The organism is Labrys okinawensis, assembly GCF_047345005.1.
Taxonomy (GTDB): Bacteria; Pseudomonadota; Alphaproteobacteria; order Rhizobiales; family Labraceae; genus Labrys; species Labrys okinawensis.
Genome location: NZ_CP178864.1, coordinates 5,345,346 through 5,367,534 on the forward strand (window position 1 = coordinate 5,345,346; position 22,189 = coordinate 5,367,534).

Sequence of the window (22,189 nt, forward strand, 5' to 3'; positions counted from 1 at the left end):
ACTTGCGTGACTGCAAGCACTCGGGCTGCTATGGTCGGCCCATGCAAGACTGGAACGAACTGCGTCTGATCCTCGCCATCCAGCGCAGCGGCAGCCTGACCGCTGCGGCCAAGGCGCTCCTGATCGATCATTCCACCGCCTTTCGCCGCCTCAACATATTGGAGGCGCGGCTCGGTGTGCGCACCTTCGAGCGCCTGCCGGGCGGCGTCTATCGGGCAACGTCGGCGGGCGAGCGCATGGCGGCTGCGGCCGAGCGGATGGAGGACGAGGCTCTCGCTCTCGATCGCGACATTGCCGGCCGCGACCACCGCCTCTCCGGCCGGCTGCGGGTCACCTCCTCCGAAACGCTGGCCTACAGCCGGCTTACCCGCCATCTAGCCGATTTCCGAAGGGCCCATACCGGCATCCTGGTGGAGCTTGCCATCGACAACCGCGTGCTCAGCCTGTCGCGGCGCGAGGCCGATATTGCCTTGCGCCCGATCCGGCCCACAGAGGGCGATCTATGGGGCCGCAAGCTCGCCGGTGTCGCCTGGTGTTTCTACGCTTCGCCCGACCGTATCCAGGCGATGGGCGGGGCGGCGGAAACGCCTGGCGCGCTGGCAGGCGAGGCCCTGATCGGTTGGGAGGAGACGACCAGCGGCATCCAGGCGGCGGGCTGGCTCGCCAGCACCATGCCGAGCGAGCCGATCGTCTATCGCACCAACAGCCTGGTTAACCAGCTCACGGCAGCAAAGGCGGGTATCGGCATGGCGCTCCTGCCCTGTTATCTCGGCGATGGCGATCCGGGCGTCGTACGCGCCCTGGCGCAACCCATCTCGGAACTGGCGGGCGAACTGTGGATCGTCACCCACGCAGATCTGAAGGGTACCGGCCGCGTGCGGGCCTTTTTCGATCTCGTCGGAAACGGTCTCGCGGGCGAGCGTGACCTGTTCGAAGGCCGTGCCCGCCCGCTGGATAGAGTGCCGGACGCTATTGCATTACAGCCGCAAACTTCATCCACTTGACGATGGAATCGATGGTGCTGTTGTCGGGCATGCGCAGGGGGCTCTGCTGCGGTGTAAAGCCGCGCGAGAGCGCCGAGTCGGGGTCGGCGAGCAGGACACCGACGAAGGTCGAGGCCACCAGCCAGCTGCCGAGTTCACCGAGGCGGTTGCCGCCGTCGGCTTCGGCTTCCGCCAGGATATAGAACCACAGCGGCGTGCGCTGATGCAGGCCCGAACCAGAGCCCAGCAGGAAGGCGGCCAGCGCCGGCTTGCCGATGGCGAAGACGGTGCTTACATCGGCAATCGGCCCGGACTGCACTGCGCCATGGCCCTTGAGATAGGCATGCAAGGCCTGGCCGGTCGGCAGGCGCAGATTATAGCCGCGCCGGAGATTGCGGCGCGCCAGGTTCTTGAACAGATCCTTGAGCTGCTGCGTCAGGCCGGCGTCATTGCCTTCCTTTACCATCTTGCCCAGGGGCGGCGCGAGGCCGGTGTCGATCTTGCGGGCCTGTCTCGAGGGCTGACCGTCGGCGCTGTCATGGGGATTGGTGCCGAGGAAGCGCGACCAATCAATCACCCAATTGTGTGGCAGCCTCTTGTCCGTGTCGAGACGGCCGCCTCCGCCCGTGAAACCGAACAGCAGGTCCAGGGAGGCGGCGGGTATTATGTTTGTCGGCGGGGTCCCTCGCCCGAAGCTGCGGTTGTAGTCATAGGCGCCGCGCACCATGGAATGGCCGAAGCGATAGGCCGCCGCCGAGAATTCGAGCGGCATCGCGTTGCCGAGCCGGGTACCGGTGTGGCGTCCATCATATTCGGCGCGGAAACGGAAGAAATGCGAGGCCCGGTCGGCCACGACGGCGTCGACCACAGTCGGGTTGCACACGCCCTTGAGATAGCCCTCGACGATCAGCCACTGGTAATGCAGGCGCGTGAGCATCTGCGCCGAGCCGAAGTCGGGGATCCAGCCGGTCTGGTGGCCGGCGAGATAATCGACCACCTTGTTGTGGAAGCGCAGGAAGCTGAGATGGAACTGGGCGACGATCAGGTTCTCGTCGTTGCGCGCGTCGCCGATCAGCGCCCGCTGCGGCAGTTTCTCAAGGAAAGCCTGCGCATCGGCGGCCGGAAGCGAAGCCTGCGCCAGACGGGTTGCCGCATCGAGCACGGCCTGCTGCACCTGGGTGTAACGCGGCAGGTCACGATGCTCGTCGAGCGCATCGGGCAGTTCCGACGGCCCGATCGCCGTACCGACGCGCATCTTGTTGTGCAATGTCGGGTGGCGCATGCCGGAAATGACGCTGACGACATCCGCGGACACGCCTTCCCCGAAGGGCGAGCCGCCATAGACGCTGTCGAGATCGAAACGCGGCGTGCGCGCATTGCGCAGCTGCTTCTCGACGATCGAGGAGGATTGCGGCGGGTGGGGGCTCGCCATATTGGTGATGCCGCCCTCGCGATCGGTGCGCAGAGTCAGCTCATGATCGAGGAACTGGCCCCAATAAGTGAAGACCGGTGGCAGGGTCGAATCGCCGGAGGGGCTCTCGACGCCGGCATCGATCATGCGATTGCCGAGCTCGTCGAGATCATCGACCGTGGCCTGAGCCGCCGGCAGATAATTCTCGGGTGCGTCGAGCGGCGGGAGGAAAAAGCCGAAGTCGGCCTGCTCGTCGACTGCGATGTCGCCGCCCGTGGGCGCCAGGCCCATGCGATTGGTGGCGGCGACCGGCTGGGCGGCCGTTTCCTTGCCGCCATGCGATTTGAACACAATGGTCATCGTCATCTCCCTTCAAGGTTTCAGGTTGCAGGCGCTGCTCCGCTGGCGAGCGAGATCGCAGCGGCACAGCAGATCCCGGCCGGCGACCGGGGTCTTCCCGGCCGGTCTTCATTGCCCCAGAGGGGCGTAATCAGGGGGTGTGATCAGGAGGCGCTGTGACGCGGTGTCGGCGCCAGGAGCCGCCAAATAGGCGAAGGTTCAGGATGGGGGCAGGATGGACGGATGCTCGGGGGAATGAAGGTCGCAGCGGGAACCGCCTTGCGGTGAGCCGTCATTTTATTCCCCTCCCATTGTGCTTGAGCCGTTAAATTCGGAATCTCGTTCAGAAATAAAACGGAACCTCTTGCCAACATTACGTCTGTTGGCATCTGCAGATCCGAGCAAGTCCGAAGGTCAAGCAGTGCCAGAAATGACACCATACGGCCTGATACAATCTATGATTGCATTTTATATAAGATGCGCGTGACCGTTGCGTGATTCACGGGATGTCGTCTATTATCCGGCACCATGAATATTATCATTCGCAGTTATGGCGCGGGGCGGCGACAAACGCACAATCATCAGCCCGCGCGAGGGCGCGCAGCTCAGGCCTGCCCGCGCTTTCTGAGGCTGAGCCGGAAGCAGGCCCCCTCCGCGCTCTCAACGAAATCGATGCTGGAGCCGCTATTGGCGAGCAGAGAGCGGGCGATCGGCAGGCCGAGGCCCGTGCCGCCCTGCCCCCGCCTGGTGGTGAAGAAGGGCTCGAACAGGCGCTCGCGATCGGCTGGCGGCACACCGGGACCATCGTCGGAGACTGTGAGATCGAGATGGCCATCGATGCCGGCCGCCGCGATGGTCACCTTGCGGGCACCGACCTGCCGGCTGTTCTCGATCAGTGTGGTGAGCACGGCCTCCAGCACTTCCGGGGGCACGCTGACCTCGGGCAGGTCTGGCCCGATGCTCGTCTCGATTGCGAAATCGGGCGTACGCTGGGCATCGGCGATGTGGAGCACGGCCTCTCTCACCGGGGTCGAGGCGGCCTCGTCGATGTCGCCCATGTCGGCGCGCGCGAGTTCGAGCAGGCGTGCCACCAGGCGAGACAGGCGCTCTGCGTCCCCTTCGGCATTGGCGATGAAGTGGCGCCGCTCGGCCGCGCTCATCGTATCGCCATGCTCATCCAGCAGTTCCAGCACCCCGCGTATGCCGGTCAGCGGGGTCTTGAACTCATGGCTCATGGCGGCGGCGAAGTCGCGCAGATAGCGCGAACGCTGGTCGATCTGCCGGGCCATGCGGCGGAAATTGTCGAACAGGGCGCGGATCTCGATGGTGGCAGTGGCCGGGGTCGGCGGCACCTCGCTGCCGCCGCGGCCGACATGGGCGCTCGCCTGCGTCAATTGCTCGATCGGTTTGGCGATGGCGCGCGAGAGAAGGCCGGCGAGGCCTATAATCACGAAGACGATGATGAAGAAGCCGAACGCGATCTTGCCGAGATCGTCATAGATGCCACGGAACAGCGCGCGGGGCGAGCGCGAGAGCAGCAGCACGCCCACCGTGCGGTCACCGACCTTGATGGGCCTGGCATAGTGCACGCGGATGGCGGACGCCCGGCTCAGGACCTCGAAGGCGTAGCGCCGCTGATAGTCGCCGCGCCGGCGCAGCACCGATTGCGACCGCCCCGCCATGGCCGACTGCACCTCGGGCAAAAAGGCATAGCTCTTGCCGGCCAGGGATGTCGGCGAGAGCACCACCCCCTTTGCGTCCAGGATCACGGCGCCCACCAGCGTGGTGCGCCGGGTCTCGGCGATCAGCGGGTCAATCTGCCCGGCCGCCATCAGCGCCTCCGGGTCGGGCTGGAGCGGCGTATCGATGGGCTGGGGGCGTTGCACCAGGATCGGCATGGTATTGAGATCGATGGTGAGCGGTTCTGGCGTGAAGTAGGCGTCCGCCGGCGAGGTCTCCGGGCGGCCCATGGAGCGGCTGTTGCCCCCGGCGAGTGGCTGAGGCGGTGGGGGCTTCGGGCCGGGCCAGGCAAGATCGAAGGCGGCATCATAGGCCGCGCCCTGCGCGATCAGCTCCGCCTCGGTCTGACGCACCAACACATTTTCGTAGACGCGCAGAAAAATGGCGCCGAGGCCCGGCATCAACGCGGTGAAGAGCAGCACGCCGAGGAGGATGGAGCGCAGGCGCAGTGCCGGCCAGCGCGCCTTGAGGGCGTCCTTCAGCGCAAGGATCGGCGCCGTCACGCCGCCTTGCCTGTGCAGGCGCCGATGCTGTACCCGATGCCGGCCCGGGTCTCGATCACATCCTCCGCTCCCACGCCCGAGAATTTCTGGCGGATATGACGAATGTGGCTGTCGATGGTACGGTCAGTGATGGCGAAGCCCGGCCCGTGCAGGCGGTCGATGATCTCGTCGCGTGAGAAGACTTTCGAGGGCGTGGCGGCGAGGATCTGCAGGAGCTGGAATTCCTTGGCGGTCAGGCCGATGGCTTGCCCGTCCCATTGCGTGTGCCAGCCCTCGGGATCCAGATGCAGCAGGCCACGCGCCAGGGCCGCAGGGGCAGCGGCCGCCACGGGCTTCGCACCGGCCCGCTTGAGAATGACGCCGACACGCGCGACCACTTCGCGGGGCGAGAACGGCTTTACGACATAGTCGTCGGCGCCCATCTCCAGGCCGAGCACGCGGTCGATCTCGTCATCGCGCGAGGAAAGAAAGAGCACGGGCATATCGCCATGCACCTTCAGGCGGCGGCAGACCTCGAGCCCGTCCATGCGCGGCATGTTGATATCGAGGATAACAAGGTCGGGCTTGTGGTTGAGGGCCTTTGCCAGCCCCTCCTCACCGTCACCCGCCTCATGGGTGGTCATGCCAGCCTTGGTGAGGGCGAAGGCCAGCAATTCGCGAATATGCGGGTCGTCGTCAACGATGAGAATGGTGCGCGGCATCATGGATGAATGTCATTTCGGATTGGAGGTGTCAAAGCGCAGGCGAGCGATGTTCACGGGTTTGGCGCGCTGCGTATTCCCGGCCGGGAGGAATCCTGCGGTGGGTCTACGATGATGGCGATACCCTTCGGCAGCGGACCGGCGGCCCAGAGACGCCAGGCACCGGCAAGCGTCCACAGGCGCCAATCGGCCTGCCTGCTTTCCAACTCCTTCTGGATGAAATAACGCAGGTTGACGAGGGCATCCGAGGCATGGGCAGGATCCGGCGTCGCCTCGACGAGGGGGAGCAGGCTTCCCGAGCCCTGAAGCGTGTGAAGATAGTCGGTATCGAGATTCACGACACGCTGGGGGGCAGTGGCGCTCTGGACGCCGCTCGCGAAGACGATGTCGGCGAGAAGGGCCAGCCCGGCGGCGAGCACGACTTTCAGGATGAAGCTCAGCCGGTTGGCCGAGGGACTGGGGACCGGCAAGGTTTGCGCGAGCGTCATGGTTTCCTCCATGACGCCGATCTTGCCCCTCTCTCATCCAGCCGCGATCCAGGGGCTATGGCGGAGCGATGAGGTCCCCGTGCAAAAACGGTGCAGGGATCCGGTGGGCGACGCAATATCAGCGGCTATATAGCCGAATCACAGCAAAGGGAGACGAGTGTCATCCCCGGCGAGGCCGAAGGCGTCGGGAAGGGGATCCAGGGGCCGGGGATGACAGCTCAAGACTACCTGCCATCGGCATCATTCGCCCGGTTCGATCACCCGCGCCTCCTCGGGGAGCATGATCGGAAAGCCCTCGCGGATCGGATAGGCCAGCTTTGCAGCGCGCGAGATCAATTCCTGTCTCTCGGCATCATATTCCAGCGTCGTCTTGGTCAGCGGGCAGACCAGCAGCTCCAGGAGCTTGGGGTCGGTCAGGGGGGGCGGACGATGAGGCACGGGATTGCCCATGGGCGGCTCCGCCTATTGCAGCGGCGTGTCTGAGCCGTCGCCGCTCTTGGCGAGCTCGATCTGGGTGATGGCGACCAGGATCTCGGCCCGTTCGCGCAGGCTCGCCGCCTCGAGCAGGGCCTGCTTCTCGCGCCGGCCGAAGGGACTCATCATCGACAGCGCGTTGACGAGTGCTTCGTTCGGCGCCTCGTGGATCTCCTTCCAGTCGACCTGGAAGTGATTGACGGCGAGATAGGCCTTGAGCGTCTCGATCAGGGCCTTGCGATCCACCTCTTCCTCACCGGCACGCGGTGTGAAGTCGATGGCGAAAGGCGCGGCCGTAATGTGGCACTGGCGGTAGGGCGTGTCGACGTTGGCCTCCTCCTGCACCCTGAAGCGCGAAATGCCGGTAAGCTGGATGAGATAGCGCCCATCGCCCGTCTCGGCGAACTGGGTGATGCGGCCCACGCATCCCACCTGAAACAGCCGTGGCTTGTCTTCGGCTTCCTCATCCTCCGGCTGGATCATGCCGATGAGACGGGCCCCGCGCAGGGCGTCGTCGATCATCGCGAGATAGCGCGGTTCGAAGATGTTCAACGGCAACTGCCCTCGCGGCAGCAGCAAGGCTCCCGACAACGGAAAGACCGGGATGACGGAAGGCAGATCTGCCTCCGTCTGAAACAGCGGGTGCATGGAGCAACGTTCCCCGAGCTTGCAGGTGACCGTCAGGAAAACAGGATCGACGACAGGCGGCGCCGGCCGTAGATCGTGTTCTCGTCCATCGGACCCCAGGCTTCGAAGAATTGCACAAGTTGCTTGCGCGCGCCATCGTCGTTCCACTTGCGGTCGCGGCGGGCGATGTCGAGCAACTGGTCGACCGCTTCCTCGCGCTTGTTGGCGGCGGCAAGGGCGAGCGCATAGTCGAACTTGGCCTGGAAATTCTTCGGATCGGCCTCGGCCTGGCGGGCAAGCCCCTGCAGGTCGCCGAGCTCGCTTGCCTGCTCGGCCACTTCGAGAGCGGCGCGGGCGCTGGCAATGGCGGGATCGTTCTCCTTGCCCTTGGGAGTCAGCGACAGGGTGGCCTTAGCCTGATCCAGCTCGCCGGCGGCAACGGCGACCCGGGTGAGCCCGGCAATCGCCTTGAGGTTCTCGGGATCCTGCTCATAGATCTGCGCGAAGATCTGCGCGGCCGCCTCCCCTTCGCCCTCCGTGAGCAGGGCCTCGGCCTCGGCGAGCATCGCCTCGGTGTCGGGATCCCCGCCGGGGCCGGCGATGCGGGTGATGAATTCCTTTATCTGGCTTTCCGGAACGGCGCCCATGAAACCGTCGACGGGCTGACCCTTCGAGAAGGCGAACACGGCGGGAATCGACTGCACGCCGAGCTGACCGGCGATCTGCGGATATTTGTCGATATCCATCTTCACCAGCTTCACCTTGCCCTTGGCGGCCACGACAGCCTTCTCGAGCATGGGACCCAGCTGCTTGCAGGGGCCGCACCACTCCGCCCAGAAATCCACCAGGACCGGTTGCTTCATCGACTCCTGGATGACGTCAGCCATGAAGGTTTGCGTCGTGGTGTCCTTGATCAAGCCGTTCGTTCCAGCCGTGTCGTTGCTCATCGCCAATACCCTAGAAATCATCGTCTCCGGTTAGATGGGGGTAAATCACCGCGAAGGCAACCATCCGCTGACGACTCTCTGTACGAAACAATAGAAATGCCAATCCCCTAGTGGCATTGGAACAAATGGTACTTCCTTGGCGGCGATTCACTAAAGCCAGGCCCGAGCCGAACATTCATTCGACAACGCAGCTTTGTCCCAGTTGTAGCGCAGTTCAGTGGCCGCGTATTGCCGCCCCATTACCTTAAGATACACGCAATGTATCGGTTATTTTTAGCGTGTAATTTTCAATACGGATCGTATTCCCCAAATCATCTTAAATCACGTCGATTTCACATCCACTAATTTATAGCACCGGCAATCGAATCCAATGAAAGTAAATCGGTTCTGCCGTACTCGGATACCGTTTCCGATGACGATGCGTAATCGACCTTTTGGATTAAGCAACGGGGACTTTATCTTTAGCGGCATTTTGTGAGATAAAAGAGAGATATCGCCGATTAATATTTCTCAGCTCCGATTTGAATGAATCGTTTTACCTTCAATGGGATGCGATACCGCATTGCATGGCAACGATTACATAGCCAGGAAACAACGTCGCATCGAATGTTCGAGAACAAAAACACGCAAACGACCGAAAACAACTACGGCAGACAACCATAAGAACGCCGTTGAAGAGACTGGGAACCCTGCAATCGAAAATCCGCTTGGACCGAGTAGCGTCACAATTCGAGGGAGGCCTATCATGAGTGAGAATGTCGACTTTAACGACATCGAAGATCAACACACCCCGGAAAACACAGGCACGGTGATGGAGTCGTCGGCGGCCCGGAAGGTTGTACTTCTGATCGAAAATCGCCCCCTGCTGGCCGAAATTTTCTCCCACGCCCTGAAGGAAGCGGCAGAGGATCTCGAGGTCCGCATCGCGAGCAGTATGGAGGATACGGACCTGCAAGCCTCCCTCGCGGTGCTGAGCTTCATGCAGCGTAGCTCGGATCCCCTCTTCATTGCCTTCGTCATCCAGCAATTGAAGGGGCGGATCGGCAACCTGCCACTGCTCGTCATCACCGACAGCGCTGACCCTGCCATCGACCGCGTGATGGAAGAGACCGGCGTCCAGAATTGGGTGACGGCCTCAACGGGATTCGGTGCGATGGTCGCCGCAATTCGCCAATCGCTGGGTCCCTCGCCCCGGCTCAGCGTTCAGCCGTCCAGCCAACACGCATTCCTGGATCGCACGATGATACGCTCAATGCAGCCGATCCCAGAGCCGGATCCGCGTTCCGAGATCCATCTCAACCTGACGGGCCGCGAGATCGATGTCCTGGCGCTCCTGCAGAAGGGCAAACAGAACAAAGTCATCGCCCATGCCCTGAATATCTCCGAAAGCACCGCCAAAGTTCATATCCGCAACATCATGCGCAAGTTCCATCTGCGCAACCGGACTGAAGTCGCGCTCATGTGCGGCGCCCCGACGAGGCGGCCGGTCGATGCGGTCCTTGTGGGGCCCGATTTCGATGAAAGCCACAGGGCCATGCCGGCGATAGCCTATTAAATGCCGCCGCGAGCGGCGCACAAATTCATGTAATACGACATCTCCGGCGGCTGCCCCGATCAGGCAGGGTTCGAGACCGCGAGGATCCTCGGCTCGTGCCCGGTCGCCTTGAGGAAGGCGACGAGGTCTTCACGCGCGATCGTGGTGGTCGAGGTGTTGACCAGCGGGTGATGGTTGAGCCTGGCATTCTCCAGGAGCGCCTCGTCGAGCACCACCGTGACGCGGCCATCCCTGTCGTTGATGGCACCGAAGGGGGTCACGGCGCCCGGCAGCACGCCCCAGACTTCGGTGAGCAGGTCTGCCGAGCCGAAGGAAACCTTGCCCTGCCCGCCGATGATTTCATGGATGCGCTTGAGGTCGACGGTGGCGTCTTCCTCCAGGACAACGAGGAAAAGGGAGCCCTTGCGATCCTTCAGGAACAGGTTCTTGGTGTGGCCACCTTCGATCTGGCCGCGCAGGGCCTTGGAATCCTCCACCGTGTAGAGCGGAGGATGCTCGAGGGTGGTCACGGCAATGCCGAGCTTGTCAAGAAAGGCGAAGAGGTCGTCGGGCGTCGCTGGCATCAGAAGTCTCCGGAGGAGGCTCCTGACTAAAGCGCCGCCTCGTGCGGCGCAAGGCGAACCCACGCGGCAAAAAGGGCTCCGCCAACGCCAAGCCCCAAATTGCGGTTTTGGTCTGAAGGACTGCGTTCAGACTTTGTAGTTGACGGTCGCGCACACGGTGTTGAGGGTCACGTCCGGCCTTGCAGTGATGCGGCTGATAATGTCGCCCGTTGGCTTATCGATCGTCATGTACTTGCCGAGGTCGAGATAGAGATATTGGGCGCGAAGCCCATGGCCGTAGCCGTAGCCGTAGCCGTAGCCGGCATTAGCGCCCGCGTAAAAGCCCGTCCAGGTAAAGGATGGCTCCACGACGGTCGCCACCAGCTCTACCGGCTTGGGTGGCAGATCTGAGGCGAACGCCGCTGCCGAATTCTTATGATATAAATGCAACAGCGGGCGTTTATTTAATTGAAGCACAAGTTCTATACTTAGAGAACGTGGCTAATAGGTTAATTGGACATTAAACCATCTTTCTATTGCACTGATACTTGGACCCCTTACTGCTCCTGCGCGTATTGCAGCCGGTCAAGAACGCCGTTCCCTTATTGGTCAAAATCGCGTAATGGAGCGCCGTCGCAGAGACCTTGACCCTCTGTTGCTCCGAGGTTGCCATGTTGAATTCGCTCGACCTGCCGCGCCGGCCGCAGGATACCCGCGTCGTCGTCGCCATGTCCGGCGGCGTCGACTCCTCCGTTTGCGCCGCGCTTCTCAAGGAGCAGGGCTATGACGTGATCGGAGTGACGCTCCAGCTCTACGATCACGGCGCCGCGGTTCACCGCAAGGGCGCCTGCTGCGCAGGCCAGGACATCCATGACGCGCGCGAGGTCGCCGACCGTATCGGCATTCCTCATTACGTCCTCGACTATGAGAGCCGCTTCAAGGAGGCGGTGATCGATCGCTTCGCTGACTCCTACGTAGCCGGCGAGACGCCGATCCCCTGCGTCGAGTGCAACCAGCGCGTCAAGTTCCGCGATCTTCTCGGCACCGCCCGCGATCTCGGCGCCGACGTGCTCGCCACCGGCCATTATGTCGCCAGCCGCGCCGTGCCCGGGGGGCGAGCACTCTATCGCCCGCGCGATGCCGAACGCGATCAGAGTTATTTCATGTTCGCCACCACCAGGGAGCAACTCGACATCCTGCGCTTCCCGCTTGGCGACATGACCAAGCCGCAGACGCGCCAGGCGGCCGAGCGCTTCGGCCTGTCGGTGGCCGCCAAGCCCGACAGCCAGGACATCTGCTTCGTACCCTCAGGCCGCTACGCGCAGGTGATCGAGAAGCTCATGCCCGGTGCCGCGCGCCCCGGTGATATCGTGCATCTCGACGGCCGCGTGCTCGGCCAGCATGCGGGCGTGATCCATTTCACCATCGGCCAGCGCAAGGGCCTGGGCATCGCCACCGGCGAGCCACTGCATGTCATCAGGCTCGACGCCGACGCCGCGCGGGTGATCGTCGGACCACGCGAGGCGCTGGCGACCCGCAGTGTCGCCCTGCGCGACGTCAACTGGATCGGCGACGGAGCGCTCGAGGATCTGCCGGCGGATGGGCTGGAGATCGCGGTGCGCGTGCGCTCGACCCGGGCGCCCAAGCCGGCCTTGCTGCATTTCGGCACTGACGGCCCATCGATCGAGCTCGCCGAGGCCGAGGACGGCGTCTCGCCCGGCCAGGCCGCGGTCTTCTACGACCACGCGGATGGCCAGGCCCGCGTGCTCGGCGGCGGCTTCATCAAGGGCGCCCGGCCGCAGACGGTCTTCGCCTATGGCGCTGGTAGCGCAGACGTCCTCGTCCATGAGCGCTAAGATAAGACGCAATTGTCGCGACACGTCACCCTCCCCTTGATGGTCCGCAACTCACTTGAGTTGCGAGGGGTCGGCCTGAAAAGGCCGGGGTGGGGTGAGAACCACCATCCTCAGAAGGAAAAGTCGCGCTTTTTTATGATCTTTTGCAAGAAGTCACCCCACCCCGACGCTTCGCGTCGACCCTCCCCATCAAGGGGAGGGTGGGCGTCGTGCCTATATTAGCGCCTGGACGTCCTCGTCAGCTCTTGAAACGAAAACGTCGACGAAGGTCCGACAGCCCGGATCACAGGTGTTTGCTCATGCCTGCGGGTGCAACGTTTCAAGAGCGGACGAGACATCCGCGCTCCCTGCCCCCTACCGTACCATCGCCCGACTCCCCACATTGATGGCGTGTGCGAAACCCCGCATTAGGGTATTGTCTGGCAAGACATAACCGTCCCTGCTAGGGAAGGCATTGAATGAGACGAGTTCGAGCGGCGTGGTGCGATGGCAAGAGACCTTGATCCCTACAAGCTGTCTTCCCCACGGATCTTTTTCGTCCGTATGCTGGTCTTCCTGATCCTGGCCGCATGCGTGGTGACGCCGCTCTATCAGCAGCTCTTCATCGCCTTCATGGCCAATCCCTTCCTCAACGGCCTGATCATCTTCACGATGCTGCTCGGTATCGCCTTCGGCTTCCGGCAGGTCATCCGCCTCATCCCCGAAGTGCGCTGGGTGAACGCCTATCGCCTGCGCGATCCCGGCCTGGAGCTGCGCGACCAGCCGGTGATGCTGGCGCCGATGGCAACCCTCCTCGGCGACAAGATCGGCCGGCGCTCCATCTCGCTCTCCACCCTGCGCTCCATTCTCGAATCGATCGGCATGCGCCTCGACGAGCAGCGCGAGATTTCGCGCTACCTGACGGGCCTGCTCGTCTTTCTCGGCTTGCTCGGCACTTTCTGGGGCCTGATCGAGACGGTGGGATCGGTGGGCAATGTCATCAATTCGATGTCTGTGGGCGGCAGCGATGCCTCCACCGTGTTCGAGGGCCTGAAGAGCGGCCTCTCTGCCCCTCTCAAGGGCATGGGCGTGTCGTTCTCGTCCTCGCTCTTCGGTCTTTCCGGTTCCCTGATCCTCGGCTTCCTCGACCTGCAGGCCGGCCAGGCGCAGAACCGCTTCTATACCGAGCTGGAAGACTGGCTCGCCGCCACCGTCACCGATATCGAGGCCGAAGGCCTCGCCCGCGGCGGCTCGGATGCCGAGATGGCGGCGATCAAGTCCGCGATCGAGCGCATGGCCGACGGCTCGCGCGATGGCGGTTCCGGCCGCAATGCCACCGCCGCCATGGCGCAGCTTGCCGAAGGCATCCAGGGCCTCGTCCAGCACATGCGATCCGAGCAGCAGATGATCCGGGACTGGGTGGAAAGCCAGGCCGAGCAGCAGCGCGACATCAAGGCCGTGCTGCAGCGCCTGACGCAAGAGCGTGAGAGGAACTGATGGCGCTCAGTCGCGGCCGCCGTCGCACCGAAGGCATCAACTACTGGCCGGGCTTCGTCGACGCCCTGTCGACGCTGCTCCTGTCGATCATCATGATCCTGTCGATCTTCGTGCTTGGCCAGTTCTTCCTGTCGCAGGAGGTCACCGGCAAGGACGAGGCTCTCAACCGGCTCAATGCCCAGGTGGCCGAGCTCTCGCAGCTCCTGGCGCTGGAGCGAACGAACGAGCGCAATGCGCAGGAGCAGCTTTCCGCCCTCAATGCCAGCCTCGACAAGTCCAACAGCGACAAGACCCGGCTGCAAGGCCTGCTCGACACCGCGCAGAGCGACGCAGCTGCCGCCAACGCCAATAGCGGCCAGATCCAGCAGGTCCAGGGCGAGCTCGACAACCAGAAGCGGCTGTCGGGCCAGGCCCTGGCGCAGGTTGACCTCCTCAACCAGCAGATCTCAGCCCTGCGCCGCCAGATCGCCGCACTGGAACAGGCGCTCGATGCCTCCGAATCCAAGGATCGCGAAAGCCAGACCAAGATCGCCGATCTCGGCTCGCGCCTGAATGCGGCCTTGGCCCAGCGCGTGCAGGAACTCTCGCGTTACCGCTCCGACTTCTTCGGGCGCCTGCGCGACGTGCTCGGCAACCGGCCCGACATCCGCATCGTGGGCGATCGCTTCGTCTTCCAGTCCGAGGTGTTCTTCCAGGCCGGCCAGGCCACGCTGCAGCCCGAGGGCAAGGCCGAGATCGACAAGATCGCCGCCGCCCTGCTCGACCTTCAGGACAAGATCCCCAACGACATTCCCTGGGTGCTGCGTGTCGATGGCCATACCGACGACCGGCCGATCAACTCGCCGCAATTCCCTTCCAACTGGGAGCTTTCGGCCAGCCGCGCCATCGCCGTGGTGCAATATCTGATCTCCAAGGGCATCCCGGCACAGCGCCTCGTGGCGGCGGGCTTCGGCGAATTCCAGCCGATCGACACCTCCGGCACCGACGAAGCCCGCAACCGCAACCGACGCATCGAACTGAAGCTGACGGAGCGATGACACAGTCTTTCGTCACCCTCCGGGCGGCGGAGCCCCAGGATGAACCAGCCCTGCGGACCTTATGGTGCGAGACCTGGGCCGCCACCTACCCCGCCTTCGACTACAAGGTGCGCTGGCCGAGCATGTGGCTGAAATGGCAGGAGCTGAAGGCCGAGATCCATGTCGCCGCGCGGGGCCGCGACGTCGTCGGCCTGCTGGTGCTGGCGCCGGTGAGCGAAGAAGTCCTGCTGCTGGAGCAGATCACCCTCGCGCTTGCCGAGCAAGGATCCGGCACGGCCCATCTCCTCATGACCATCGCCAAGCAGAAGACCCGCACGCTCCTCAAGCTGTCGGTGAACGCCTTCAACAAGAGAGCGATCCGCTTCTACGAGCGCGAGGGCTTCGTGCGCACCGCCAGCGGCGTGAACGTCGCTTCGGGGCTGACGACTTATGACTATGAGTGGCGGCGGTAATGCCGGGAGCGCGGACGTCCCCTGTTACGCTTGCAAATAATTTTTGAAGCATTTGGTGAGAGGCTTCTGGCATAATTGGTTCAGGAAATCTCGAGGTTGATCGATGAGTCGCAAATATTTCGGCACGGACGGTATCCGTGGCCGAGCCAACAGTTTCATTACACCTGAACTTGCCATGAAGATCGGCATGGCCACGGGCCTGGCCTTCCAGCGCGGCGAGCATCGCCATCGCGTCGTCATCGGCAAGGATACCCGCCTCTCCGGCTATATGATCGAGTATGCCCTGGTCGCCGGCTTCACTGCCGTCGGCGTCGACGTGATGCTGCTCGGGCCGATGCCGACGCCGGCCGTCGCCATGCTCACCAATTCGCTGCGCTGCGACATCGGCGTGATGATTTCCGCCTCCCACAACTCCTATGACGACAACGGTATCAAACTGTTCGGCCCCGACGGCTTCAAGCTCTCGGACGAGACCGAACGCTCGATAGAGGCCCTGATCGACACCGATCTTGCCGCCAGCCTCGCTGGCTCCCGCGATCTCGGCCGTGCTCGCCGCATCGACGATGTGCGCGCCCGCTATATCGAATTCGCCAAGCGTACGCTCCCCCGCCAGATGCGCTTTGACGGGCTGCGCGTGGTGGTCGACTGCGCCAACGGGGCCGCCTACAAGGTCGCCCCCGAGGCGCTGTGGGAGCTTGGCGCCGACGTGATCCCGATCGGCGTCGAGCCTGATGGTTTCAACATCAACAAGGATGTCGGCTCCACCGCGCCGGACGCTCTTTCCCAGAAGGTGCGGGAACTGCGCGCCGATATCGGCATCGCCCTCGACGGCGACGCCGACCGCGTGGTGATCGTCGACGAGAAGGGCCATGTCGTCGATGGCGACCAATTGATGGCCGTGGTCGCCTCCGCCTGGCAGGATGACGGGCGCCTCACCCAGCCCGGCATCGTCGCCACCGTGATGTCCAATCTCGGCCTCGAGCGCTATCTTGGCGGTCTTGGCCTGATGCTGGAGCGCACCGCCGTCGGCGACCGCTACGTGCTCGAGCGCATGCGGGCTCAGGGCTACAATGTCGGCGGCGAGCAGTCGGGCCACATCATACTCTCCGACTTCGCCACCACGGGCGACGGCCTGGTCGCCGCGCTGCAGGTGCTGGCGGTGCTCAAGAAGGCCGACAAGCCGGTGAGCGAAGTCTGCCACCGCTTCGACCCGCTGCCGCAGATCCTGAAGAACGTGCGCACCCGCGGCGGCAAGGTGCTGGATGATCCCAAGGTCGTCACCGCGATCGACGGCGCCCGCAAGCAGCTCGGCGATAGCGGCCGTTTGGTCATCCGCCCCTCCGGTACCGAGCCGGTGATCCGCGTGATGGCCGAGGGCGATGACAGGAAGCGCGTGGAAAGCGCGGTGGACGATGTGATCGAGGCGATTTCCACGGCGGCTTGACTGCTGGGAGCGCGGACGTCCTTCCTGGGATCGCAGGCATCCTTGCCTGCTCTTCCTTTTCCTGAACGCACCGTTTCCAAGAGCAGGCAAGGATGCCTGTGACCCCAGTTACACCGCCGTCCGCTCCCCGATCCGGATCGCCAGCGGCGGTATGCCTACGCAAAACGCCTCCGCCACCTGCCCGATCTCAAGCGGATGCACGCCGGTTGTCGCACCGGCCGAAATGACATCGCCCTTTGCGAGGCCCCGTCCGCGGGTAGCAAGGTGATTGACGAGGAAAAGGCAGGCATCGAGCGGGCCGCCATTGGCGCCAACGGCCGCGCCCTCGCCGATCAGCGTGCCGCCGATAAGCATCTGCGTCTTCAACTCCTCGAAGGCTCCGGATTTCCAGCCGGAGATTTCTGCGCCGATCGCGATGGCGGTGTTGTTGCCGAAATCGGAAATGACCGCCATCGGGCCGATATCGTTGATGGTGGGCAGTGGCGAACCGGCGATCTCCATCGCAACATGCGCGCTGGCGAAATGAGGCAGCAGTTCCGCCAGCGTCCAGGGCGCCGGCCGCGGTGCAATGTCGGCGCCGACGACCAGGCCGATCTCGGTTTCCACGGCGATGAAGCCGTCGCGGATAACCGGCACCTGTGCGATGGCCCCTGGCGCCACCCGGTAGACACCCTTGGAAAAGACGGGCCCCGCCAGCCGGCCAGCGAGGAAACGCTCGCGCAGGTCCGGATGGATGGAGGCGACCTTCCAGCCAGCGACTGCATCGGGCCACAGGCTGATCGCCTCTTCCTGGACGGCATAGGCTTCGGCAAGGGTTTCAGGCAGGGTGCCGGGGAACGCCGGGAGAGGGCGAGCGTCTCGGCGGGCAGCGTGGAAGCGTTGGGCAATGGATGGCATATCGTCTGCTCTATCTGCTTCTGTTTGGCCCGCTTTGGCTATGATAACCAACAAGCCATTGCGTCTCTCGCAGCCTTCTGCCAGTAAACATTACGCAACGTAAACATTTGGTCGGAGCTGCACGTGAAATTTGTATATACCTTCGCAACCATAGGGGTATTGGCCCTCGGCGTCGCCGGCTGCGAAACCACTGGAACCACTTACGGCCCGTTGCAGAAGTTGCCAAATGGCTCTTTCATTCTCACGACGGACTTCAGGGCCGAGGCGGACAAAATCAACAAGGTCATTTTCATCGAGGACATGAAACCTGATTGCACTTTCAGGGATTATCCGCCTGTCACTGTCACTGAACAGCCTTCGCATGGTACTCTCACGATCCGCCAAGCCAAGGACGTGCCAACCGCTCCGCCTTATGATGCGCTTCAGCCTGCATGTTATCGCAAACCTGTCCAGGGAATTCTCATAGAATATACTCCGACCCCTGGCTATACCGGGTGGGACCATTTCGCCTATCAGATGGCAGCGAAGGAAAACTCCAGGTCCACCGCTTATCTTCCCGGGGTCTTCATTCGACATGTTCGAGCCGTTACAGTGCAGTAGACTGATGAGTAATTCCGAGAGCGACAATGCAATCGTTCTCGGGTCTTTGCCCTTCTGCTCGTGGATAAGTCTAGACTACGCCTTGATCCGGTACCCTGTCCTGAATATCGCCACGATGGCGATCAGGCAGAGCGTCATGAATGCCAGGGTCATGCCCAGGCTCACTCCAACGTCGACATCCGAAACGCCGTAAAAGCTCCAGCGAAAGCCGCTGACGAGGTAGACCACCGGATTGAACAGCGTGATCTTCTGCCAGAGTTCGGGCAGCATGGAGATCGAATAGAAGCTGCCGCCGAGAAAGGTCAGTGGCGTGACGATCAGCGTCGGCACGATCTGCAGCTTTTCCCAGCCGTCCGCCCACACCCCGATGATGAAGCCGAACAGGCTGAAGGTCACCGAGGTCAGGATGAGGAAGGCGATCATCCAGACGGGATGCTCGATCGAGAAACCGACGAAGAGCCGCGCAGTGATCAGGATGATGAGACCGAGCAGAATGGATTTGGAGGCGGCCGCTCCGACATAGCCGATGACGATCTCGACCACCGAGACGGGCGCAGAAAGCACTTCATAGATCGTGCCGATGAATCTCGGCATGTAGATCCCGAAGGAGGCGTTGGAGATGCTTTCCGTCAGGATCGCCAGCATGATCAGGCCGGGGACGATGAAGGAGCCATAGCTCACGCCATCGACCTGGTTCATATGGGCGCCGATGGCCGAACCGAAGACGATGAAATAGAGCGAGGTCGAGATCACCGGCGAGGCGATGCTCTGCAGGAGCGTTCGGAAAGTGCGCGACATCTCGAAGATGTAGATCGCGCGGATGGCGTGGATATTCATCAATGCGCCCCCACCAGGCTGACGAAAATGTCCTCGAGCGAGGACTGGCTGGTCTGCAGGTCCTTGAAGCCGATACCGCTTTCGCCGACATCGTGAAGCAGTCGGGCGAGCACTTCCGGATCATCCTTGGCGTCGAAGGTGTAGATGAGCTGGTTGCCGTTGTCTGTGATGTCGAGGCGATAGGCCGAGAGCGCGGTGGGCACCGTTTCCAGCGGCTGCTGCAGGGTAAGCGTCAGCTGCTTCTTGCCGAGCTTGCGCATCAGCTCGACCTTGTCCTCGATCAGGATGATCTCGCCCTTGTTGATGACGCCGATGCGATCGGCCATCTCCTCGGCTTCCTCGATGTAGTGGGTGGTGAGGATGATGGTCACGCCGCTCTCGCGCAGGCCCCGCACCATCTCCCACATGTCCCGGCGCAGCTCGACGTCGACGCCCGCCGTCGGCTCGTCCAGGAAGAGGATGCGCGGCTCGTGCGAGAGCGCCTTGGCGATCATCACACGGCGTTTCATTCCTCCCGACAAAGTATTGATCTTGCTGTCTTTCTTTTCCCACAACGAGAGGTCGCGCAGGATCTTCTCGAGAAAGGCCGGGTTGCGCGGCTTGCCGAACAGGCCGCGGCTGAAATTCACCGTGGCCCACACCGTCTCGAAGGCGTCGGTGGACAATTCCTGCGGCACCAGGCCGATCTTGGTGCGGGCGGCGCGGTAGTCCTTGATGATGTCGTGGCCGTCGGCGACGATGGTGCCGCTCGACGGGTTGACGATACCGCAGATGATCGAGATCAAAGTCGTCTTGCCGGCGCCATTGGGGCCGAGCAGAGCGAAGATCTCGCCGCGCCGCAAGGTCAGGTCGATGTTCCCGAGGGCCCGAAAGCCCGTCTTGTAGGTCTTGCTGACGCCCGAGACACGGACGATGGCGTCCTCGGCGGACGGGGTATTGTTGGCTTTCATGGTGCCTCCCCGCGCGGATGTGGCGTCTTTCGGGCGAGAACGCAACTGGGTTTACGATTTATTAGGGTTAACAAAGGTTTAAGAAATGCCGCTCACAGTGGTGTTCAAACACCTGAAGTGAGTCGCCGACGAAGGCGGCTAGGAACTCCGGATGCGCCGCCTCGCTTTACCGCTCCTCGCCAGTCTTGCCGCGTTGGCCGCGCCGACGCTTGCGCAGGCCGGCCTGCTGCCGCCCCTGCCCTCGCTCGATGAGACCGGCAGTCTCGACGACGGGGACACCGGCGCAAATTGGTATCTGCGCGGCACCGGGGGCGTGAGCCTGCCCGCCAGCCCCTCGCTGCGGCCCTACGCTGTGCCGGGCGTCACCACCACAGGCGAGGATTTGCATGCCGGCTGGGCCGTGGGCGGTGCCATCGGCTATCAATGGGGCTGGTTGCGCAGCGACATTTCGCTCGATTATCTCGGACGCCGCAACTTCTCCGAGCGCTTCGCCGGCGTCTGCGGCACAGGTTGCAACGGCACGCTCAAGGGCGAGTTCAGCGCGGTACCCATGCTCGCCAATTTCTACTACGACATCGGTACCTGGAAGGGCATCACGCCCTATCTCGGCGCGGGGCTCGGCGTGGCCCACTTGCAATGGGACGACCTGAAGTGCAGCGGCCCCTGCTCCGCCGCTTCGGGCGAGGGCCATTGGCGCTTCGCCTGGCAGGTCGGCGCGGGCGTGAGCTATGCGGTGAGCGAGAAGGTTTCGCTCGATGCCGACTACCGCCTGCTCGATCTGGGCAAGGCAGGTGCAGGCTCAATGTCTGGGGGAAATGTCGCGGCCAGCACGATCTGGGACAACGAGCTGCGCATCAGCCTGAGATACAAGCTGAATTGAGCATCCCTGCCTGCGATCCCAGGAGGTCCTCCCCTTGCCGGATGGCAAACTCTTCGGCTACCAATCCTGGCCCGACGAATTTGCCTGACAAGGAAAACAACCCTATGGCCTCCGTGGATGTCATCGACGTCAAGAAATCCTACGGGGCCCAACAGGTCATCCATGGCGTGTCGATCACGATCAAGGACGGCGAGTTCGTCACCCTCGTCGGGCCGTCCGGCTGCGGCAAGTCCACCTTGCTGCGTATGATCGCCGGGCTGGAACCGATTTCCGAGGGTGGGCTCAAGATCGGCGAGCGCTTCGTCAACGACCTGCCGCCGAGGGATCGCGACATCGCCATGGTGTTCCAGAGCTATGCGCTCTATCCGCACAAAACGGTGGCCGAGAATATGGGCTTTGCCCTCAAGATCCGGAAAACGCCAAAGGCCGAGATCGACGAGCGCGTGAAGAGGGCCGCCGAGATCCTCGACCTCGGCCCCTATCTCGCCCGCTATCCGCGCCAGCTCTCCGGCGGCCAGCGCCAGCGCGTCGCCATGGGCCGCGCCATCGTGCGGGCGCCGCAGGTCTTTCTGTTCGACGAGCCGCTTTCCAACCTCGACGCCAAATTGCGCGTGCAGATGCGGGCCGAGATCAAAGAACTGCACCAGCGCCTGAAGACGACGACCATCTATGTCACGCACGACCAGATCGAGGCCATGACGATGGCCGACCGCATCGTGGTGCTGCATGACGGCATCATCGAACAGATCGGCTCCCCGCTCGAGCTCTATGACCGGCCGGCCAACCTTTTCGTCGCCGGCTTCATCGGCTCGCCTGCCATGAACATGATCAGGGGCCGGCTCGAGTCCGGCCCCTCGCCCCGCTTCGTCACCGATGAAGGCATGGAGCTGCCGGTTGCCGGTGTCCCCGCCGGCAGCGAGGGCAAGCGCGTCATCTATGGCATCCGTCCCGAGCATTTCTCGCTCGGCGGCTCCCTGCAGGCAAAGGTCGTCGTCGTGGAGCCGACGGGCTCGGAGACGCAGGTCTTCGCCCATATCGGCGAGCAGAAGCTTCTCGGCGTATTCCGCGAGCGCGTGTCTGTTGGACCGGGCCAGATATTGGCGCTAACGCCGGCCGTGGAAGCGGTTCACCTGTTCGATGCGGAGACGGGCCTGCGCTTGAACTGAGGCACGCACGGGAGCCAACGGAGCGGATATCCCCTTCGATACATTGGTCAGACCTATCGCTGATATAATCCTGCTTGCGGAGCGATGAACGCCGAAGTTCAACGTCAGCGCCTTACAACTATCGAGATAATCTGCAAGAAAACAGTATAATAGCCCGCATCTAGCGATAGCTTTTACTGGGATACAAGTGGAATAATCTCGCGCGACCCGCGGTCTCGGCAGATTTTTCGTACGTATCGTACCCCTCTCGGTAAGAGAGATTGAAATATACCGGGCCTTCCGAT

22 protein-coding genes are annotated in these 22,189 nt (G+C 62.9%); 10 read left to right on the forward strand and 12 right to left on the reverse strand.

Annotation, left to right across the window (positions count from 1 at the left end):
- Positions 1 to 41: 41 nt before the first annotated feature.
- Positions 42 to 1,004 (forward strand): LysR family transcriptional regulator, encoded by a 963-nt coding sequence (locus ACMDCR_RS24985; protein ID WP_413989212.1) that lies wholly within the window; start codon positions 42 to 44, stop codon positions 1,002 to 1,004.
- On the opposite strand, the gene ACMDCR_RS24990 is transcribed toward ACMDCR_RS24985, so the two are convergent.
- The 7 genes from ACMDCR_RS24990 to trxA form a co-directional block, all read right to left on the reverse strand.
- Entirely contained in the window at positions 970 to 2,754 is a 1,785-nt protein-coding gene (locus tag ACMDCR_RS24990; RefSeq protein WP_413989213.1) for a peroxidase family protein, read from the reverse strand. The genes ACMDCR_RS24985 and ACMDCR_RS24990 overlap by 35 nt on opposite strands.
- Positions 2,755 to 3,338: 584 nt before the next feature.
- Positions 3,339 to 4,976 (reverse strand): ATP-binding protein, encoded by a 1,638-nt coding sequence (locus ACMDCR_RS24995; protein WP_413989214.1) that lies wholly within the window; start codon positions 4,974 to 4,976, stop codon positions 3,339 to 3,341.
- A complete protein-coding gene (locus ACMDCR_RS25000) occupies positions 4,973 to 5,680 on the reverse strand; it encodes a response regulator transcription factor (protein WP_413989215.1) in 708 nt (235 codons plus the stop codon). Before ACMDCR_RS25000 ends, ACMDCR_RS24995 begins: the two co-directional genes overlap by 4 nt.
- A gap of 50 nt (positions 5,681 to 5,730) precedes the next feature.
- Positions 5,731 to 6,165, reverse strand: coding sequence for a hypothetical protein (locus tag ACMDCR_RS25005; protein WP_413989216.1), 435 nt, complete (start codon positions 6,163 to 6,165; stop codon positions 5,731 to 5,733).
- Positions 6,166 to 6,405: 240 nt separating this feature from the next.
- A complete protein-coding gene (locus ACMDCR_RS25010; RefSeq protein WP_413989217.1) occupies positions 6,406 to 6,615 on the reverse strand; it encodes a Trm112 family protein in 210 nt (69 codons plus the stop codon).
- A 12-nt stretch (positions 6,616 to 6,627) separates the two neighbouring features.
- Positions 6,628 to 7,287, reverse strand: coding sequence for an LON peptidase substrate-binding domain-containing protein (locus ACMDCR_RS25015; RefSeq protein ID WP_413989218.1), 660 nt, complete (start codon positions 7,285 to 7,287; stop codon positions 6,628 to 6,630).
- A 32-nt stretch (positions 7,288 to 7,319) separates the two neighbouring features.
- Positions 7,320 to 8,213 carry a thioredoxin gene (trxA, locus tag ACMDCR_RS25020; protein WP_413989219.1) on the reverse strand — a complete coding sequence of 298 codons (894 nt, stop codon included), beginning with the start codon at positions 8,211 to 8,213 and terminating at the stop codon, positions 7,320 to 7,322.
- A 562-nt stretch (positions 8,214 to 8,775) separates the two neighbouring features.
- Between trxA and ACMDCR_RS25025 the strand changes: the two genes are divergently transcribed.
- Positions 8,776 to 9,768 (forward strand): response regulator transcription factor, encoded by a 993-nt coding sequence (locus tag ACMDCR_RS25025; RefSeq protein ID WP_413989220.1) that lies wholly within the window; start codon positions 8,776 to 8,778, stop codon positions 9,766 to 9,768.
- A 59-nt stretch (positions 9,769 to 9,827) separates the two neighbouring features.
- Here the strand turns inward: ACMDCR_RS25025 and ACMDCR_RS25030 are convergent, their stop codons facing one another.
- Together ACMDCR_RS25030 and ACMDCR_RS25035 are read right to left on the reverse strand one after the other, a co-directional pair.
- Positions 9,828 to 10,331, reverse strand: a complete 504-nt coding sequence (locus tag ACMDCR_RS25030; RefSeq protein ID WP_413989221.1) for a prolyl-tRNA synthetase associated domain-containing protein — start codon at positions 10,329 to 10,331, stop codon at positions 9,828 to 9,830.
- A gap of 126 nt (positions 10,332 to 10,457) precedes the next feature.
- Entirely contained in the window at positions 10,458 to 10,679 is a 222-nt protein-coding gene (locus tag ACMDCR_RS25035) for a hypothetical protein (RefSeq protein ID WP_413989222.1), read from the reverse strand.
- 302 nt (positions 10,680 to 10,981) lie between these two features.
- Between ACMDCR_RS25035 and mnmA the strand changes: the two genes are divergently transcribed.
- From mnmA to glmM, 5 genes are all read left to right on the forward strand, one after another.
- Complete coding sequence (gene mnmA, locus ACMDCR_RS25040) at positions 10,982 to 12,166, forward strand: tRNA 2-thiouridine(34) synthase MnmA (protein ID WP_413989223.1); 1,185 nt, start codon at positions 10,982 to 10,984, stop codon at positions 12,164 to 12,166.
- A gap of 486 nt (positions 12,167 to 12,652) precedes the next feature.
- Complete coding sequence (locus ACMDCR_RS25045; RefSeq protein ID WP_284313117.1) at positions 12,653 to 13,642, forward strand: flagellar motor protein MotA; 990 nt, start codon at positions 12,653 to 12,655, stop codon at positions 13,640 to 13,642.
- A complete protein-coding gene (locus ACMDCR_RS25050; RefSeq protein WP_413989224.1) occupies positions 13,642 to 14,679 on the forward strand; it encodes a peptidoglycan -binding protein in 1,038 nt (345 codons plus the stop codon). The genes ACMDCR_RS25045 and ACMDCR_RS25050 overlap by 1 nt, the downstream gene beginning before the upstream one ends.
- On the forward strand, positions 14,676 to 15,131 hold the full coding sequence (locus ACMDCR_RS25055; protein ID WP_413989225.1) for an N-acetyltransferase family protein: 456 nt from the start codon (positions 14,676 to 14,678) through the stop codon (positions 15,129 to 15,131). The genes ACMDCR_RS25050 and ACMDCR_RS25055 overlap by 4 nt, the downstream gene beginning before the upstream one ends.
- Positions 15,132 to 15,234: 103 nt before the next feature.
- The gene (gene glmM / locus ACMDCR_RS25060; RefSeq protein WP_413989226.1) at positions 15,235 to 16,575 is read left to right on the forward strand and encodes a phosphoglucosamine mutase; all 1,341 of its coding nucleotides are present in this window, start codon (positions 15,235 to 15,237) and stop codon (positions 16,573 to 16,575) included.
- A gap of 108 nt (positions 16,576 to 16,683) precedes the next feature.
- Here glmM and ACMDCR_RS25065 read toward each other — a convergent pair whose 3' ends face one another.
- Positions 16,684 to 17,472, reverse strand: coding sequence for a 2-keto-4-pentenoate hydratase (locus ACMDCR_RS25065; protein ID WP_413989227.1), 789 nt, complete (start codon positions 17,470 to 17,472; stop codon positions 16,684 to 16,686).
- Between the two features lie 123 nt (positions 17,473 to 17,595).
- Here ACMDCR_RS25065 and ACMDCR_RS25070 point away from each other — a divergent pair, with 123 nt between their 5' ends.
- Positions 17,596 to 18,072 carry a hypothetical protein gene (locus ACMDCR_RS25070; RefSeq protein WP_413989228.1) on the forward strand — a complete coding sequence of 159 codons (477 nt, stop codon included), beginning with the start codon at positions 17,596 to 17,598 and terminating at the stop codon, positions 18,070 to 18,072.
- A 75-nt stretch (positions 18,073 to 18,147) separates the two neighbouring features.
- Here ACMDCR_RS25070 and ACMDCR_RS25075 read toward each other — a convergent pair whose 3' ends face one another.
- Both ACMDCR_RS25075 and ACMDCR_RS25080 read right to left on the reverse strand, forming a co-directional pair.
- Positions 18,148 to 18,909, reverse strand: coding sequence for an ABC transporter permease (locus ACMDCR_RS25075; RefSeq protein WP_413989229.1), 762 nt, complete (start codon positions 18,907 to 18,909; stop codon positions 18,148 to 18,150).
- Positions 18,909 to 19,859: an ABC transporter ATP-binding protein gene (locus ACMDCR_RS25080; protein ID WP_413989230.1), complete on the reverse strand. Its 951-nt coding sequence runs from the start codon at positions 19,857 to 19,859 to the stop codon at positions 18,909 to 18,911. Before ACMDCR_RS25080 ends, ACMDCR_RS25075 begins: the two co-directional genes overlap by 1 nt.
- A 151-nt stretch (positions 19,860 to 20,010) precedes the next feature.
- Here ACMDCR_RS25080 and ACMDCR_RS25085 point away from each other — a divergent pair, with 151 nt between their 5' ends.
- Positions 20,011 to 20,739 carry an outer membrane protein gene (locus ACMDCR_RS25085; protein ID WP_413989231.1) on the forward strand — a complete coding sequence of 243 codons (729 nt, stop codon included), beginning with the start codon at positions 20,011 to 20,013 and terminating at the stop codon, positions 20,737 to 20,739.
- Between the two features lie 104 nt (positions 20,740 to 20,843).
- A complete protein-coding gene (locus tag ACMDCR_RS25090; protein WP_413989232.1) occupies positions 20,844 to 21,905 on the forward strand; it encodes an ABC transporter ATP-binding protein in 1,062 nt (353 codons plus the stop codon).
- The last annotated feature ends 284 nt before the right edge of the window (positions 21,906 to 22,189 follow it).

Coding starts and splice junctions, on each gene's coding strand:
- ACMDCR_RS24985 (WP_413989212.1), top strand. CDS start 42: ATGCAAGACTGGAACGAACTGCGTCTGATCCTCGCCATCCAGCGCAGC.
- ACMDCR_RS24990 (WP_413989213.1), bottom strand. CDS start 2,754: ATGACCATTGTGTTCAAATCGCATGGCGGCAAGGAAACGGCCGCCCAG.
- ACMDCR_RS25000 (WP_413989215.1), bottom strand. CDS start 5,680: ATGATGCCGCGCACCATTCTCATCGTTGACGACGACCCGCATATTCGC.
- ACMDCR_RS25005 (WP_413989216.1), bottom strand. CDS start 6,165: ATGACGCTCGCGCAAACCTTGCCGGTCCCCAGTCCCTCGGCCAACCGG.
- ACMDCR_RS25010 (WP_413989217.1), bottom strand. CDS start 6,615: ATGGGCAATCCCGTGCCTCATCGTCCGCCCCCCCTGACCGACCCCAAG.
- ACMDCR_RS25015 (WP_413989218.1), bottom strand. CDS start 7,287: ATGCACCCGCTGTTTCAGACGGAGGCAGATCTGCCTTCCGTCATCCCG.
- trxA (WP_413989219.1), bottom strand. CDS start 8,213: ATGAGCAACGACACGGCTGGAACGAACGGCTTGATCAAGGACACCACG.
- ACMDCR_RS25030 (WP_413989221.1), bottom strand. CDS start 10,331: ATGCCAGCGACGCCCGACGACCTCTTCGCCTTTCTTGACAAGCTCGGC.
- mnmA (WP_413989223.1), top strand. CDS start 10,982: ATGTTGAATTCGCTCGACCTGCCGCGCCGGCCGCAGGATACCCGCGTC.
- ACMDCR_RS25045 (WP_284313117.1), top strand. CDS start 12,653: ATGGCAAGAGACCTTGATCCCTACAAGCTGTCTTCCCCACGGATCTTT.
- ACMDCR_RS25050 (WP_413989224.1), top strand. CDS start 13,642: ATGGCGCTCAGTCGCGGCCGCCGTCGCACCGAAGGCATCAACTACTGG.
- ACMDCR_RS25055 (WP_413989225.1), top strand. CDS start 14,676: ATGACACAGTCTTTCGTCACCCTCCGGGCGGCGGAGCCCCAGGATGAA.
- glmM (WP_413989226.1), top strand. CDS start 15,235: ATGAGTCGCAAATATTTCGGCACGGACGGTATCCGTGGCCGAGCCAAC.
- ACMDCR_RS25065 (WP_413989227.1), bottom strand. CDS start 17,472: ATGCCATCCATTGCCCAACGCTTCCACGCTGCCCGCCGAGACGCTCGC.
- ACMDCR_RS25075 (WP_413989229.1), bottom strand. CDS start 18,909: ATGAATATCCACGCCATCCGCGCGATCTACATCTTCGAGATGTCGCGC.
- ACMDCR_RS25080 (WP_413989230.1), bottom strand. CDS start 19,859: ATGAAAGCCAACAATACCCCGTCCGCCGAGGACGCCATCGTCCGTGTC.
- ACMDCR_RS25085 (WP_413989231.1), top strand. CDS start 20,011: ATGCGCCGCCTCGCTTTACCGCTCCTCGCCAGTCTTGCCGCGTTGGCC.
- ACMDCR_RS25090 (WP_413989232.1), top strand. CDS start 20,844: ATGGCCTCCGTGGATGTCATCGACGTCAAGAAATCCTACGGGGCCCAA.